This is a genomic window from Streptomyces fulvorobeus (assembly GCF_013167895.1).
GTDB lineage: Bacteria > Actinomycetota > Actinomycetes > Streptomycetales > Streptomycetaceae > Streptomyces > Streptomyces fulvorobeus.
The window spans coordinates 3039794-3054005 of record NZ_BLWC01000001.1; the positions used below are offsets into that span (position 1 = coordinate 3039794).

Below are 14212 nucleotides of genomic sequence, written 5' to 3' on the forward strand. Positions count from 1 at the left end.
CAACCGCGAGGTACCGTGCGGCATGCTCGCAATCCAGTTCGGCCGCTTCGGTGGTCCCGACGTCCTCGCACCCGTGGAACTGGCCGCCCCCGTACCGGGCCCCGGAGAGGTTCTCCTCACGGTCGAGGCGGCCGGGGTGAACTTCGCGGACACCCATCAGGTGGACGGCTCCTACCTGACCGCCGACGCCCTGCCGTTCGTCCCGGGCAGCGAGGTCGTGGGCCGCACACCCGACGGCACCAGGGTGCTGGCCCGGGTCTCCGGCGGATACGCGGAACAGGTGGTCGCCAAGGAGTCCGCCCTCCAGCAGATCCCCGGGGAACTGGGCGCCGCGGAGGCGCTCGCCCTGATGACACAGGGCCTCACCGCCTGGCACCTCCTGCGCTCGGCGGCCCGGCTGCGCGAGGGGGAGACCGTGGTCGTCCACTCCGCGGCCGGCGGGGTGGGCAGCCTCGCCGTCCAGCTGGCCAGGGAGTTCGGCGCCGGACGCGTGCTCGCCCAGGTCTCGGCCCCCGCCAAGGAGCGCCTCGCCCTGGACCTCGGCGCGGACGCGGTCATCACCTACCCCCACCAGGAGAAGGCGGACGTCGTCCTGGACGCCGTGGGCGGCGAGCTCTTCGACCAGGCCCTCGGGTCCCTGGCCTCCTTCGGCCGGCTGGTGACCTACGGCAACGCCGCGCGGTCCGGATTCACCCCGGTCGACCCGGCCCGGCTCAACCGCCTCAACGCGGCGGTCGTCGGCTTCTGGCTGCGGCCCGCGCTGGCGGCGCCGGGCGCGGTCAGCGGCCCCCTCAAGGAACTCTTCACCATGGTCGCGGACGGGCGTCTAAGGCCGGTGGCCGGCGGAAGCTATCCGCTCACCGAGGCCCGCCGCGCCCACGAGGACCTGCTCGCCCGGCGCACGGTCGGCAAGATCGTCCTGGTCCCCGGCGCCTGACAGCGCGCCGGACACCGCACCGGGATCACCGCGGGTCCGCCGCCGAGCGGGCCCGCCGGCGCACCCGGGAAGAGGCGTGACGACAGCCGTCGCGTGATCAGGAAGACGGTTCCCGGGGACCCCCTCACCCGCGTACCGCAAGAAATCGGCCCGAAACGGCCCACCACGGGAGTGTGGGGCGGCCTGCCGCTCCCGACGCGCCGGTCCTCCCGCCCGTGGCGGTCACTAAGGTGTCCGCGTGACCTCCTTGACCTCGCAGACACCGGGCCGGGCCCCCACCGGAGCCGGGACAGCGCCGGCCGCTGCCCGCGCCGGGCGCGACCCGTTCTTCGACAACGCGAAATACCTGGCGATCGTCCTGGTCGCGATGGGCCATTCCTGGGAGCCGCTGCCCGGCAGCGGGCGGGTCGTCGAGGCGCTGTACACCTTCGTCTACACGTTCCACATGCCGGTCTTCATCGTGATCGCCGGCTACTTCTCCCGCGGTTTCGACCTGCGCCCGGAACGCGTCTGGAAACTGGTCACCCAGCTCCTGGTGCCGTACGTCGTCTTCGAGGTCGCCTACACCGTCTTCGAGCGCCTGGTCAGGAACCCCTCGCAGCAGTTGACCATCGTCGACCCGTACTGGCTGCTCTGGTTCCTGCCCGCCCTCTTCATCTGGCGGCTCACCACCCCGGTCTGGCAGGTGATCCGCCAGCCGGTGGCCGTCTCCGTCGCCATCGCGGCCCTGGCCCCGATGGCGAGCGGCATCGGCGACGACCTCCAGCTCCAGCGGGTGCTGCAGTTCCTCCCGTTCTACGTGCTCGGCCTGCGCCTGCGCCCGCACCACTTCGACCTGGTGCGCCGTCCCGTCGCCCGGCTCCTGTCCCTGCCGGTCTGCGCCGTGGCCCTGCTCGTCGCCTACTGGGCGGTTCCGCGCATCTCGACCAGGTGGTTCTACCGGAGCCAGAGCACCGAGGAACTCGCCTCGCCGATGTGGGCCGGTGCGGCGATGACACTGCTGCTGTTCGCTGCCGCCGTGGTGCTCAGCGCGTGCTTCCTCGCCTGGGTGCCGAGCCGGAAGCTGTGGATGAGCGCCCTGGGAGCGGGCACGATCTACGGCTACCTGCTGCACGGGTTCGTGATCAGGGCCGCCTCGTACGAGGGCTTCTACGACCACGCGTTCCTGGCGACTCCGTCCGGCCGGATCGTGCTGACAGTGGCGGCCGCGGTGATGGTGACGCTGCTCTGCACCTCACCCGTACGGCGGGCGCTCCGCGTCCTGGTGGAGCCCCGCATGAACTGGGCCCTGAGGCCCAGGCCCGAACCGGCGCCCTGACATACCGGACGCGGGGCCGCCTCAGCCGGTGACGGCGGTGCTGCCGAGCACCGTGGCGTGCTCCAGGACGTCTTCCAGCGGGTCGTCGATCTGACCCGTCATGATGAGCGCCACCCGCGGACCGTTGTGCGCGTGGGTGGGCGTCTCGTCGGCATGCGCGATCCCGGCGGCCGGCAGGAAGGCCAGCACCGTCGCCGCGAGTACGGTCAGCTTGCGCATGCTCATGTCGGTTCCTCGCCCAGGGGTGCAGTCGGAAGCACCATCCTCTCCCTACGCCCGGGAGCGACACGCCTGTCCTCACCCGGATGGCGGAAGGGCTGTTACGGGAACGCACCGCACCCCTGGGCCCGGACGACGGGCACAGGGGTGCGGTTTGCACGAGTCACACGATCGGACTACCGGTTCAGGAGGGGTCCGGCGTGCCCAGCAGCGCCGACGCGTTCTCCATCGGGGTGAGGGGCACCGCGGGGGCGGGCACCTCGGCCGAGCGGCAGGTGAAGCCGAGGCGCGTCAGCGCCCGGGTGACCTCCGCGGAGGAGAAGTCACGGCGGTCCTGCCGGGTGATCACTTCGCCGACCTGCTTGACGGGGTAGACCCGGCGGCTGATGACCACCGCGTCACCGGTGACGGGTTCGGGCTTGATGCCCTTCATCGAATCCTCGACTTCGTTCTTGAAGAGATCGAAGGGGAAGCGGGCGATGACACAGCGCATAGTGCCTCAACAAGGTGGAGGGAACAGCCGGACGGGGACCTACCGGTTCGGATTCACGCGGCACGGTTGGTACGGCGCTGCGGCGCCGCGGTACGCGCCTCTGTCGCGGGCGCGCCCGGACGGCGTCCCTGAGCGGGGCGGCTGCGACGGCCACGGCCGGCGAACCCGCCGCTCTTGCGCTCGGAGGGCGGCGAGGTGATGGTGACCGGCACACCGGAAGGGGTCTGCGCCCCGGTGATCCGGCTCAGCTCGGCCTCGCCGGAGTGGACCTGGGCGACCTGCGGGGTGATCCCGGCGTCCACCATCAGGCGGGTCATCTCGCGGCGCTGGTTGGGCAGCACCAGCGTGACGACGCTGCCGGACTCACCGGCACGGGCGGTACGGCCGCCTCGGTGCAGGTAGTCCTTGTGGTCACTCGGCGGGTCGACGTTCACGACGAGGTCGAGGTTGTCGACGTGGATGCCCCGGGCGGCGACGTTGGTCGCGACGAGCACCGTGACGTGGCCGGTCTTGAACCGGTCCAGGGTGCGGGTGCGCTGCGGCTGCGACTTGCCGCCGTGCAGGGCCGCGGCCCGTACACCGCTGGACAGCAGGTGGTCGGTGAGCTTGTCCACGGCGTGCTTGGTGTCCAGGAACATGATCACCCGGCCCTCGCGGGCCGCGATCTCGGTGGTCGTGGCGTACTTGTCGGCGCCCTGGACGTAGAGCACGTGGTGCTCCATCGTCGTCACCGCACCGGCCGCGGGGTCGACCGAGTGGACGACCGGGTCGTTCAGGTAGCGGCGGACGAGCAGGTCGACGTTGCGGTCGAGGGTGGCCGAGAACAGCATCCGCTGCCCGTCGGGGCTCACCTGGTCGAGCAGCTCGGTGACCTGGGGCATGAAGCCCATGTCCGCCATCTGGTCGGCCTCGTCGAGGACGGTGATGGTGACACGGTCGAGGCGGCAGTCACCGCGCTCGATGAGGTCCTTCAGCCGGCCCGGGGTGGCGACGACGACTTCGGCGCCGCCGCGCAGGGCGCTGGCCTGGCGGCCGATCGACATGCCGCCGACGACGGTGGCGATGCGCAGCTTCAGCGACCGGGCGTACGGGGTGAGCGCGTCGGTGACCTGCTGGGCCAGTTCCCGGGTGGGGACGAGGACCAGGGCCAGCGGACGGCGGGCGTCGGCGCGGCGGCCCTCGGTACGGGCCAGCAGGGCCAGGCCGAAGGCGAGCGTCTTGCCCGAGCCGGTGCGGCCACGGCCCAGGACGTCACGGCCTGCCAGCGAGTTCGGCAGGGTGGCCGCCTGGATCGGGAACGGGACGGACATGCCCTCGGCGACGAGCGCCGCCATCAGCGGTGCGGGCATCTCCAGGTCACCGAAGGCTTCGACGGCGGGAAGCGCGGGGGTGATGGTCACGGGGAGGGCGAACTCGCCCTGCAGTGCCGCGGGCCGGCGGCCGTAGCCACCGGAGCGTCCGGAGCCGCCGCCGGAACGGCCCTGGGAGGAACCGCCCTGCCGGCTCGACGGAGCGGATCGGAACCCGTTGGCCGTACGACTGGTGCTTCCGGCGGAACCGCCCGAGCGGGTCCGGGAAAATCGGTCATTCGTACGGGGTGTGCGATCGCGGTTCATGCAGAACCTTCCTCGATATGGCGCGTATCGAGGGATTCTTTATCGGGCAGCAGCAGCCTGAGCGGCGCCAAGAATCGCAAGAACGTGCCGATGAAATACGAAATTGAAGCCCGGCCGCTGGGAACAAGCCGTATCCGGCACTTCAGATTGACTGCTTCGACATGACCGACATTCATCCGGAGTTCATCACCGGGGAGTCGCTCACAGTGTCGGTCATGGATCGGTCAAGATGTGGGACGTGCGGTGGAGCGTGGTGCGGGACGTGCGGAGGGCTCGTCACCGGGCCCCCGGAAAACAGCAACGAGCTGGGGCCCGCACCCCAAGGTGCGGGCCCCAGCTGCGTCGTTCGCCTGAGTGATCAGGCGGGGGTGATGTTCTCCGCCTGCGGGCCCTTCTGGCCCTGCGTGACGTCGAAGTTCACCTTCTGGCCTTCCTGCAGCTCGCGGAAGCCGGAAGAGGCGATGTTCGAGTAGTGAGCGAAGACGTCAGCGCCGCCACCCTCCTGCTCGATGAAGCCGAAACCCTTTTCCGCGTTGAACCACTTCACGGTGCCAGTAGCCATGTCATATCTCCTTCGGGGCAGTGCCCGTGAGCTCACACTGTGTGCGCTCTACGTCGCCGCAAATGATTGCCCCTTCCGGAAGAACCGGAAATACAAAAGCGCACCCACCGATGTAGAACCGGCGAGAGCACTTGAAGTTTTGGGAACCACAACTGCAACTGAGATCAACCGTAGCACGGTTCGCCGGGAGCGGGGCTGTACGCCATATCACTCGGGTCGCGGGCATAAAACCGCAGTTGCACGTCGAGCAATATTCTGTGCTCGCCAAAGCAGATAATCAGTTGCGCCTGGCGGAATGCCGCAGCTCCTCGCCTGAACACAGGGCCTCTTCCGTCCCGCGCACAGGCGTACCGCCGTCTGCCGCACCGCACGCCAAGCCCTGGGCGGGGCGGGCGGTACGGGCGGCCGACTGATCAGTTGGTCAGTTGGTCGCGGGCCCGGCCTGGGGCCATAATGCGGGTGTAGCCCTTCACGCATCCCCCGTCGTGAAGGGCTACACCTCTGCGCGCGCCGCGTGTCGGGCTGGGACTGGGTGTCGGTCCGGTTGTCGGGCTGGTGTCGGGCCGGTTGAGGATCGCGCGGGCGCGCGCCCGCGTATGTGGCGCGCAACGGTCTGGGCCGTACGTCCTGTGGCTGCTGCCCGCTCAGGCGGGGGTGGCGCCACTGGTCGACCATCCGCTCCGGACGGGCCGGTGAGCCCTCCGGCCCGTCACACCCGCACCCGCACCTGCCCGCGCAGCCGCTCCAGCACCCGTCCGCGCAGCAGCTCGTACTCCTCGCGGAGCCGCGCGATCTCCGGCGGACGGGGCACCACGGTGCCGCCCGTCACGATCTCCTCCGGTCCGAACTGCTCGCGGGTCAGGTCGATCTCGATACCCATGCCCAGGCGGTTCCACCAGTGGAAGTCCGTCCGCACCCCGCCGACGCGGACCTCGCCCCGGATCAGCTCGCCGCCGAGCAGGTCGTTGACCACCATGGCCGTGACCCCGCACTGGTCCCGCGCGGGATTGTCAGGATTCCAGCGCGGGCGGTGAACGGGGGTGGTCGTGTCGGCGTCCCAGCTGCTTCTGATGGCGGCTTCGAGATCGGCGAGGAGGAGGGGTTCCATGCCCTGATCCTCCCACCGCCCACTGACATTCCGCGCCCGCCGGGAACGCCCAACACCCCCCGGTCAGCGCGAGGTCCGCGACGCCATGACCGCGATGTCGTCCTGCGCGTCCTGCCCGAACCGGTCCAGCACCTCGTCCAGCAGGTCCTCCAGCTTGCCGCTCGCCGGCAGGGCGAGCCCCGCGAGCCGTCCCACCGACACGTCGATGTCCTCGCCCCTGCGCTCCACCAGCCCGTCCGTGTACATGAACAGCACCGTCCCCGGACCGCAGGGCACCTTCGTCGTCCGGTAGCCGCCGAATCCCGTACCCAGCGGCGGCCCCACCGACAGCGACGTCACCCGTCCGACCGACCCCGGGTCGATGAGCACCGGCGGGAGATGACCGGCACTGGCCATCTCGCAGACACCCACGGCCCGGTCCACCACCGCGATCAGGCAGGTCGCGGCCCGGTCGATGCCGGAGCGCTCGACCATCCGGTCCAGTTGCTCCAGGATCTCGTGCGGCGGCAGGTCGTCGTAGGCCAGCAGCCGGAGCATCGAGCGGTAGTGGCTCATGGCGACGGACGCCTCCACCCCGTGCCCCATCACATCGCCCATCGCCTTCAGGTGCCGCCCGTCCCGCAGCGGAATGACGTCGAACCAGTCCCCGCCCACCAGCACCCCTTCCTCGGCCGGCAGATACCGGCTGGCGATCTCCACATGAGGGTGCGGCCCGCGCGGCTCGGAGAGCAGGGAGCGCTGGAGCTCGCGGGCGATGGACTGCTCGTGGGTGTACCGGCGGGCGTGCTCCAGGTCGACGGCGGCACGGCCCGCCAGCTCGCGCGCCACGAGGACGTCCTCCTCCGTGAACGGGGGCGAGCCGCCCGCCCGTACGAGACTCACGGCGCCCTGCGGGAGTCCGCGCACCGTGAGCGGTACGACGAGCGCCGAGTGGATGCCCCGGGCCCGGTAGACCCCGGGCCCCTCCGGCGCGGGCCCCCACGCGTTCAGGGCCTCGTCGCTGTCGAAGCTCAGGAGCACCGGTGCGTTCGTCACCAGGCAGCGCGGGAGGGCCGCGTCCTCCTGGTAGTCGATGTAGTCACCCGGCCGGCTGAACTGGTCCCCCATGTCGCGCAGCTCGGGCACCGCCGCCAGCGCGGCACGCCGCATCCTGAGCACACCCGGGGGCGCGTGCCGCACCTCGTGCCCCACATCCGGCGGGAAGACCTCCACGGCGGCGACGTCCGCCAGCGCCGGTACGACGAAGTCGGCCAGCTCCCGGCAGGTGGTGTCCATGTCGAGCGTCGTGCCGATGCTGACCGCAGCCGTGTCCAGCAGCGCCAGATGACGCCTGGCCCGTTTCAGCTCCTCGTGCCTGATCTCGGACTCACTGACGTCCAGGACGACGGCGACCAGCCCGACGACCTCCCCCTCCTCGTCCTCCAGCCGGTGGTACGTCCCGTGCAGGTACCGCTGCTCCAGGTCGGACACCGCCCAGGTCTGGCCCGTGTACATGAGTTCGCGGGGCCGGCCGTCCGCCAGCACCTTGCGCAGGACGTCCTCACGCGCCTCGATCTCCGGCAGGACCTCGAAGACGTACCGGCCCAGATGACCGGCGGCCGTGACCCCGTTGATCCGTTCGAGTGCCGGGTTGACGTAGAGGTAGCGCAGCTCCGTGTCGAGCACGGCCACTCCCACCAGCGCTCCGCCGAGCAGCGCGGCCGTCCCCGCGAGGTCGAAGGGCGTCGGCTTCGCGACATGCTCTTCGGACGGCAAGGGAGCCTCCTGGGCGGGCACGGGCGGGCGATCGGTGACCGGGCAGCCGACGGTGTGGGTGCACCACCTGCGGCCCGGCTCTTCATCGTGGTCCGCCGCGCCCGGCCCCGCATCTCCGCGCATACCGAACGACCCACCACCGGGGCCGCCACCGTGCGGCTACTACGCGCCCAAGGAGTGACGGTCAGACGAGACCGGCCCGCGCAGCCGCGGTGACGAACGCCGCGAAGGCGGCGGGGGCGACGGTGAAGGCGGGACCACCGGGGTTCTTGGAGTCACGGACGGCGATACGGCAGGGCTGGGCGGCGATCTCCACGCACTCGCCGCCGGTGTTGCCGCTGTAGGAGGACTTCTGCCAGGCGGCGGTACCGAGGGGGGCGCACTCGACGCAGTCACCGCCGGTGTTACCGCTGAAACTCGACTTACGCCACTGCGCGCCCACCAGGTCCATACCGTTCCTCCATCGCGCGGGTGATCAGTGCCGCCGAGTCCTCGACAGACAGGGCTGCGGCCTGCAGGTGAGCGTAACGGAGGGCGGCTTCCTTGAGCGTTTCGGGGCTGGCGGTCATATGGCCCGAAATCAAGTCCTCGGCGTAGAGGATGTCCGGGTCTCCCTCGAACCGCATTGTCGTGAACGAACCGATCAGGCTGGCGTGTTCCCCCACGCTGAAAGGAAGCACCTGCACGCGCAGCCAGCGGTGATCCCGGTAACTCAACAGGTGAGCGAGTTGCTTCCGCATCGCCTCTGAGCCACCAATCGGCCGGTACAGTGCCGCTTCGTCCAACACCACCCAGACCATGGGTGGATGGCTGCGGGCAAGAATTCGTTGACGCTCCAACCGCGCAGCCACGAGCTCATCGAGGTTGCTGGGCAGACCTGTCGCTAGTACGGCCCTCGCGTACGCCTCGGTCTGCAACAGCCCGTACACCAACTGAGCCTGATAGGTGGAGATGAAGGTCGCTTTGGCCTCCATATCAGCGAAGGGCTGGAACCAAGTGGGCAGTTGGCTCCGCAACACCAACCCCACCAACCGCGACAGAACCCCCTCCGTCCCCAGCGCCGCATCCGCCCGCTCCGAGAAGTCCCGGGTCGGGACCTTGCGGGCCGTCTCGATCTGGCCCACGAGTGACCCCGTACAGAAGATGATCGCGCCCAGTTCCTTCTGACTCAGACCGGCCGCCTCACGGAGCCGCCGGAGCTCGGCCCCGTAGTAGTCGAGCGGCGAGGCGTGCGGGTCGAGGTCACGGATGTTGACCATGTGCGGGGGTTCTCCTCGTTCACGTACAGCTCATGGCACAAGCTCACGCGGCGCAGTGTTGCTTTGCACCCGTAGCCGAGCGTAACCATCCGCACCCACTCTGGTGACGTGAATCACGTAACTGATGACCAGACACCCGAGCCTGAGCGACCCACCCGCTACGGCATGAGCTTCACGGTCGGTGACCACTCCGCCCGGCATCTGCGGCGCATCCTCCGTACGTACCTCGCCGGTTGGGGCCTGTCCGAGCTCGCGGACGCGGCGGAGCTGGGACTGACGGAACTGGTGGCGAACGTCGTACGCCACGTTCCCGGCCGCAGGTGCGCCCTGCTGATCCTGCGGACCCCGGAGGGCGTACGGGTGGAGGTGAGCGACAACTGTCCCGTCCTGCCCGAAGTGGGCGACGCGGACCCGCTCTCCGAGGACGGACGGGGGCTGTTCCTCGTCGCGGCCCTCGCCGGGGCGTGGGGGGTGGTGCCACGGGAGGGCGGGAAGACGGTGTGGTTCGAGTGCCGCCCCGACGCACCGGTACCGGAACCGGCGGTCTACGAACGGGCTCCGGTGCGCGCCACGACGTACGGGCGCGGCAGCGCGTCGATGCTCAGCGTGCCGCGCTCGGGAACGGCGTCCGGGGGCAGCCGAAGCGCCGCTGAGACGGCGTCCGGCAGGGAGTTCTGACCGAGCAGTCCGGAGACCAGGGCGGCCGTCAGCTCGTGCCAGAGGGCGGCACGGCGCAGCATGGCGTGGTCGCTGCCCTCGACGGTGACCAGGCAGGTCCGGGCGCCCGCGCCGCGCGCCCGGTCCACGAGGGCCTGGCTGGCGCGGGGGCTGGTGACGCGGTCGTGGGTGCTGTGGATCAGGACGACGTCGCGGTCCGCGAGCTGGGTGACCGGGTCGTCGGGCGGGCACCACGGGGCGAGGCCGACCACCGCGCGTACGAGCGGATGCCCGGCGGCGCGGAGTGCCGCGCGGGCGCCCATGGAGTGGCCCACGAGGACGACGGGTATCTCACCGGCCTCTCGCCGGAGTGCGTCGAGGGCGCGTACGGCGTCGTGGAGGGGGTCTTCGCGGGGGCCGTTCCACCCACGGTGGGTGTAGCGGACGCTGCGGACCAGGACGCCGGAGGCGCGCGTGGCGTTCGTGACGGACCGCCGGAAGGGGCGCAACCGCACTGCCGGCAGATTGAGCGGACCGAACGGCGGCGGCCCGGTCCCCGCCTCACGGCCGCCGTGCAGGAGCAGTACCGCAGCCGGGGCGGGGTCGTGTGCCATACGTTCACGGTACGGGGTACAGGGCATCCGCCCGCACGCGTCCCCCACAGCGGTCAAGGGAGCGATCATGGCATCAGGACTTCGAGTCGGCCAGCAGGTACCCGACTTCACCCTCCCCGGCGGGGTGCTCGCCGGGGACGCCTTCGAGCGCGGCGATTACACGCTCGCGGAGGCACGTGGACGGTCCGTCGTCCTCGCGTTCTACCCGGGGGACGACACTCCGGTCTGCACCAAGCAGCTCTGCTCCTACTCTTCCGGGTTCGAGACGTTCGAAGGGCTGGACGCCGAGGTCTGGGGAATCAGCCCACAGGGTGTGGACAGCCATGAGGCGTTCGCCCGCACGCACGGGCTGCGGATGCCGCTGCTGGCCGACGAGGGGCGCGGGGTCGCCAAGGCGTACGGGGTTTCCGCGCCTGGTATCGGGGTGCGGCGGGCCATCTTCCTGGTCGGGCCCGACGGGGTTCTGCGGTGGAAGCACGTGGCGTTGTTCGGAGCGACGTTCCAGTCGTTGGACACGCTCGCCGAGCAGCTGTCCGGCATCAAAGTCACGTAAAGGTTGCCGGAACCCGGCAGTGCCGGGGGTCTTCGGCGTATGGGACCATCCAACCTGTTCGACGGAAGATGTCGGGGGACATCGCAGACAGAACGGGGGAGTGATCGCGTGACCTTCTTCCTGGGTCTCGGCATAGCGGGGATCGTCCTTCTCGCCCTCTCCCTGATCTTCGACGGAATACTCGAAGGAGTGCTGGACGGCGTACTGGACGGCGTCTTCGACGGCCTCCTCTCGCTGCCGGTCATCGCGGGCTTCCTGTCGATGCTCGGTTTCGGCGGCGCGATCATGCTCGGCACGACGGGTGTCGGCGCGGTCGCGGCGACCGCGACCGGAGTCGTCGCGGGCCTCGCCGCGGCGTGGCTGACCTGGAAGTTCAGCCGCGCTCTCATGCGGGACCAGACGACCGCGACGCCGCGCGGGGACGACCTCATCGGCACCTCGGGGTCGGTCGTCACGCCCATTCCGGCCGGCGGCTACGGCGAGGTGCTGCTGCGACTCGCGGGCCAGACCGTGAAGTTCGCCGCGAAGAGCTCGGGGCCCGTGGAACGGGGCGCCGAGATCTGGGTGGAGGCCGCGCTGTCGACCACCTCGGTGCAGGTCCGCCCGGTGGAGCGCTGACCACCGTCCGGCTGTTCGGCACCCACGCTGTTCGACACCCACACTGTTCGACTGACTGAAAACGATCTGCCGTCCGCCGTGTCGGGAGGCAGGGGGGACCTTTCTCATGAGCCCAGTCCTGATCGCCGTCATAGGCATCGTCGTACTCTTCGTGCTCCTCGGCCTCGTAGTGATCACTCGCTACAAGGTGGCCGGGCCCAGCGAGGCGTTCATCATCACCGGCCGCCGCGGCAAGAAGTCGACCGATCCGGTCACGGGGCGTACCAGCATCGACAACAGCGGCCAGAAGGTCGTCGTCGGTGGTGGCGTCTTCGTCGTGCCGTTCGTGCAGCAGAAGTTCACGCTGGACCTGTCCAGCCGCCACATCCCGATCGCCGTGCGCGGCGCGGTGACCCTGCGCGGTGTGAAGTCGAACCTGGAAGGCGTCGCGATCGTCAAGGTCGGCGGCAACGAGGACGCGATCCGGGCCGCCGCCCAGCGTTTCCTCCAGCAGCAGGACGGCATCGTCGGCTTCACCCAGGAAGTCCTGTCGGGCGCGCTGCGCGCCATCGTGGGCCGGATGTCGGTGGAGGACATCATCCGCGACCGCGCGGCGTTCGCCGGCCAGGTCGCCGAGGAGGCCGAGGCCAGCCTCTCCGGCCAGGGCCTGATCCTGGACGCGTTCCAGATCCAGGACATCACCACCGAGGGCTCGTACCTGGAAGACCTCGGCAGGCCCGAGGCCGCGCGCGCCAAGCAGGAGGCCGACATCGCGGAGGCCATAGCCCGCCGTGCGTCGGAGCAGGCCCGGCTGAAGGCGGCCGAGGAGATCGCCATCGCGGAGCGGACGTACTACCTCAAGCAGGCCGAGATCAAGGCGGAGACGGAGGCGGCGGCCGCCAAGGCCAACGCGGCGGGCCCGCTCGCCGAGGCAGCCCGCCAGCAGGAAGTGCTCCAGGAGCAGGAGAAGGTCGCCGAGCGCCAGGCGGCGCTGACCGACCGCGAGCTGGACACGAAGGTCCGCAAGCCCGCGGACGCGGCGCGCTACCAGGCCGAACAGGAGGCGGAGGCCCGCCGCATCGCCCAGGTCAAGGAGGCCGAAGCGGACGCGGAGCGCTCCCGCCTCACCGGCCAGGGCGAGAAGCTGCACCGCTCGGCGCTGGCCGACGCGGTACGCATCGAGGGCGAGGCGGAGGCCGCGGCGATCGCGGCCAGGGGCTCGGCCGAGGCGGAGGCCATGCACAAGAAGGCCGACGCGTTCGCCCGGTACGGGGACGCGGCGGTACTCCAGATGTTGGTCGAGGTCCTGCCGACTGTCGTGGCGAAGGCTTCCGAGCCACTGAGCGCGATCGACAAGCTGACGGTGATCTCCACGGACGGCGCCGGCCAGCTCACCCGCACGGTCACGGACAACGTGGCGCAGGGGATCGAACTCCTGAACTCCACGACGGGCGTGGACCTTGGCGCCCTCCTGGAGAACCTGAAGAACCGCACGACCCCGCACACCCCCGAGACCCCCACCCAGCCGGACCCCAGGACGACAGGCAAGATCGAAATCACCGACTGACCAAGCCCTGGCTGCCCTGCTCCTCCGCGTGCGCCCCCCGGCCGAAGCACTGCCTCGGCCGGGGGGCGCGCGTGCGGCCGAAGCACCACCCCGGCCCGGGTGCGCGCGTGCGGGATGCCCGACCGGCATTTCCCGCACGCACAGACAGCGCTCCCCGGCGCTGGGGGGCGATTGCGGTCCCGGGCCGCCGCCGTGGCGGGGTCGGGGTCATCCCCGCACGCGCGGGGAGCAGGCTGCGTGAGCTGCGAGTTCAGAGGGCGGGTGTGGCCTGCGCGTGCTCTTCTGCTGACTCGGGTATCTCGGGCCTTCTCCCAATCCTCGCCCTGCGGTGCAGCAGCAGCTTGTGGACTCTTCGTTGCGTCCAGTGGTATTCGTGCTCCTCAACCGCGCCACAGGTTGGCAATGGGTGGGCAACCAGGCAGCCCCTCCCCCGGCCCGTCCTCAGTCCCGCTCAGGGTCGTGCGGGGTGGCCGTGCGGGAGAGGAGGACCCGCAGGCGTTCCTCGTCGTCTGGGGAGAGTGCGGAGACGAAGCGGGCGAGCACCGCGTCGCGGTCCCGTTCGCCGTCCAAGACCCGGCGCATCCGCAGCGCCGCGAGACCGGCGCCGTCCGACGCGGCGGTCCAGACGTAGGAGCGGCCCTCCCGGGCGCGGGTCACGGCGTTCTTCGCGTACAGGCGGGAGAGGATCGTGATGACGGTGGTGTACGCGAGCTCCCCGTCGAGGTGTTCCTGCACCCAGCCCGCCGTGGCGGGGCCGTCCGCGTGCCGCAGCACCTTGAGGACCTGGGACTCCAGCTGGCCCTGACCGCGCCGGCGCAGCCGCCGGCTCCGGGTCTCCTCGACGTCACCGAGGCCGTCACTGCCCAACTCGTCGCTGCCGGGGCCGTCGTCCCCCCGTTCGTTCCGGGCGTTCTCCATCGTCCTGTCCGCCCTTCCCGATTCCGGCAACGCCGCATT

15 protein-coding genes and 1 pseudogene are annotated in these 14212 nt (G+C 70.5%); 6 read left to right on the top strand and 10 right to left on the bottom strand.

Annotation, left to right across the window (positions count from 1 at the left end; translation table 11 throughout):
- Window positions 1-22: 22 nt before the first annotated feature.
- Window positions 23-937 (top strand): quinone oxidoreductase family protein, encoded by a 915-nt coding sequence (locus Sfulv_RS13715; protein WP_173313960.1) that lies wholly within the window; start codon window positions 23-25, stop codon window positions 935-937.
- Window positions 938-1175: 238 nt separating this feature from the next.
- The gene (locus tag Sfulv_RS13720; protein WP_173313961.1) at window positions 1176-2255 is read left to right on the top strand and encodes an acyltransferase family protein; all 1080 of its coding nucleotides are present in this window, start codon (window positions 1176-1178) and stop codon (window positions 2253-2255) included.
- A gap of 21 nt (window positions 2256-2276) precedes the next feature.
- Here Sfulv_RS13720 and Sfulv_RS13725 read toward each other — a convergent pair whose 3' ends face one another.
- The 8 genes from Sfulv_RS13725 to Sfulv_RS13760 all read right to left on the bottom strand — a co-directional run bounded on the left by Sfulv_RS13725 (window position 2277) and on the right by Sfulv_RS13760 (window position 9267).
- Window positions 2277-2480 (bottom strand): hypothetical protein, encoded by a 204-nt coding sequence (locus tag Sfulv_RS13725; RefSeq protein ID WP_246353112.1) that lies wholly within the window; start codon window positions 2478-2480, stop codon window positions 2277-2279.
- 178 nt (window positions 2481-2658) lie between these two features.
- Window positions 2659-2967: an SCO5918 family protein gene (locus Sfulv_RS13730; RefSeq protein ID WP_173313962.1), complete on the bottom strand. Its 309-nt coding sequence runs from the start codon at window positions 2965-2967 to the stop codon at window positions 2659-2661.
- 53 nt (window positions 2968-3020) lie between these two features.
- Entirely contained in the window at window positions 3021-4583 is a 1563-nt protein-coding gene (locus Sfulv_RS13735; RefSeq protein WP_173313963.1) for a DEAD/DEAH box helicase, read from the bottom strand.
- Between the two features lie 358 nt (window positions 4584-4941).
- Window positions 4942-5145 (bottom strand): cold-shock protein, encoded by a 204-nt coding sequence (locus Sfulv_RS13740; RefSeq protein ID WP_151476148.1) that lies wholly within the window; start codon window positions 5143-5145, stop codon window positions 4942-4944.
- A 709-nt stretch (window positions 5146-5854) separates the two neighbouring features.
- Window positions 5855-6253 (bottom strand): YunG family protein, encoded by a 399-nt coding sequence (locus Sfulv_RS13745; protein ID WP_173313964.1) that lies wholly within the window; start codon window positions 6251-6253, stop codon window positions 5855-5857.
- Between the two features lie 63 nt (window positions 6254-6316).
- A complete protein-coding gene (locus tag Sfulv_RS13750; protein ID WP_246353114.1) occupies window positions 6317-8008 on the bottom strand; it encodes a SpoIIE family protein phosphatase in 1692 nt (563 codons plus the stop codon).
- Window positions 8009-8192: 184 nt separating this feature from the next.
- Window positions 8193-8459: a DUF397 domain-containing protein gene (locus Sfulv_RS13755; RefSeq protein WP_173313966.1), complete on the bottom strand. Its 267-nt coding sequence runs from the start codon at window positions 8457-8459 to the stop codon at window positions 8193-8195.
- The gene (locus Sfulv_RS13760) at window positions 8431-9267 is read right to left on the bottom strand and encodes a helix-turn-helix domain-containing protein (RefSeq protein ID WP_173313967.1); all 837 of its coding nucleotides are present in this window, start codon (window positions 9265-9267) and stop codon (window positions 8431-8433) included. Before Sfulv_RS13760 ends, Sfulv_RS13755 begins: the two co-directional genes overlap by 29 nt.
- A gap of 165 nt (window positions 9268-9432) precedes the next feature.
- On the opposite strand from Sfulv_RS13760, the pseudogene Sfulv_RS13765 reads away from it, so the two are divergent.
- Window positions 9433-9795, top strand: a pseudogene (locus tag Sfulv_RS13765) (ATP-binding protein); the annotation flags it as partial.
- Window positions 9796-9812: 17 nt separating this feature from the next.
- Here the strand turns inward: Sfulv_RS13765 and Sfulv_RS13770 are convergent.
- Window positions 9813-10538 (bottom strand): alpha/beta fold hydrolase, encoded by a 726-nt coding sequence (locus tag Sfulv_RS13770; RefSeq protein ID WP_173313968.1) that lies wholly within the window; start codon window positions 10536-10538, stop codon window positions 9813-9815.
- A 67-nt stretch (window positions 10539-10605) separates the two neighbouring features.
- Here Sfulv_RS13770 and Sfulv_RS13775 point away from each other — a divergent pair, with 67 nt between their 5' ends.
- The 3 genes from Sfulv_RS13775 to Sfulv_RS13785 all read left to right on the top strand — a co-directional run bounded on the left by Sfulv_RS13775 (window position 10606) and on the right by Sfulv_RS13785 (window position 13255).
- The gene (locus tag Sfulv_RS13775; RefSeq protein WP_173313969.1) at window positions 10606-11091 is read left to right on the top strand and encodes a peroxiredoxin family protein; all 486 of its coding nucleotides are present in this window, start codon (window positions 10606-10608) and stop codon (window positions 11089-11091) included.
- 108 nt (window positions 11092-11199) lie between these two features.
- On the top strand, window positions 11200-11709 hold the full coding sequence (locus tag Sfulv_RS13780) for an NfeD C-terminal domain-containing protein (RefSeq protein ID WP_173313970.1): 510 nt from the start codon (window positions 11200-11202) through the stop codon (window positions 11707-11709).
- 106 nt (window positions 11710-11815) lie between these two features.
- A complete protein-coding gene (locus Sfulv_RS13785; protein WP_173313971.1) occupies window positions 11816-13255 on the top strand; it encodes a flotillin family protein in 1440 nt (479 codons plus the stop codon).
- A 441-nt stretch (window positions 13256-13696) separates the two neighbouring features.
- On the opposite strand, the gene Sfulv_RS13790 is transcribed toward Sfulv_RS13785, so the two are convergent.
- A complete protein-coding gene (locus Sfulv_RS13790; protein WP_173313972.1) occupies window positions 13697-14173 on the bottom strand; it encodes a BlaI/MecI/CopY family transcriptional regulator in 477 nt (158 codons plus the stop codon).
- Window positions 14174-14212 lie beyond the last annotated feature (39 nt).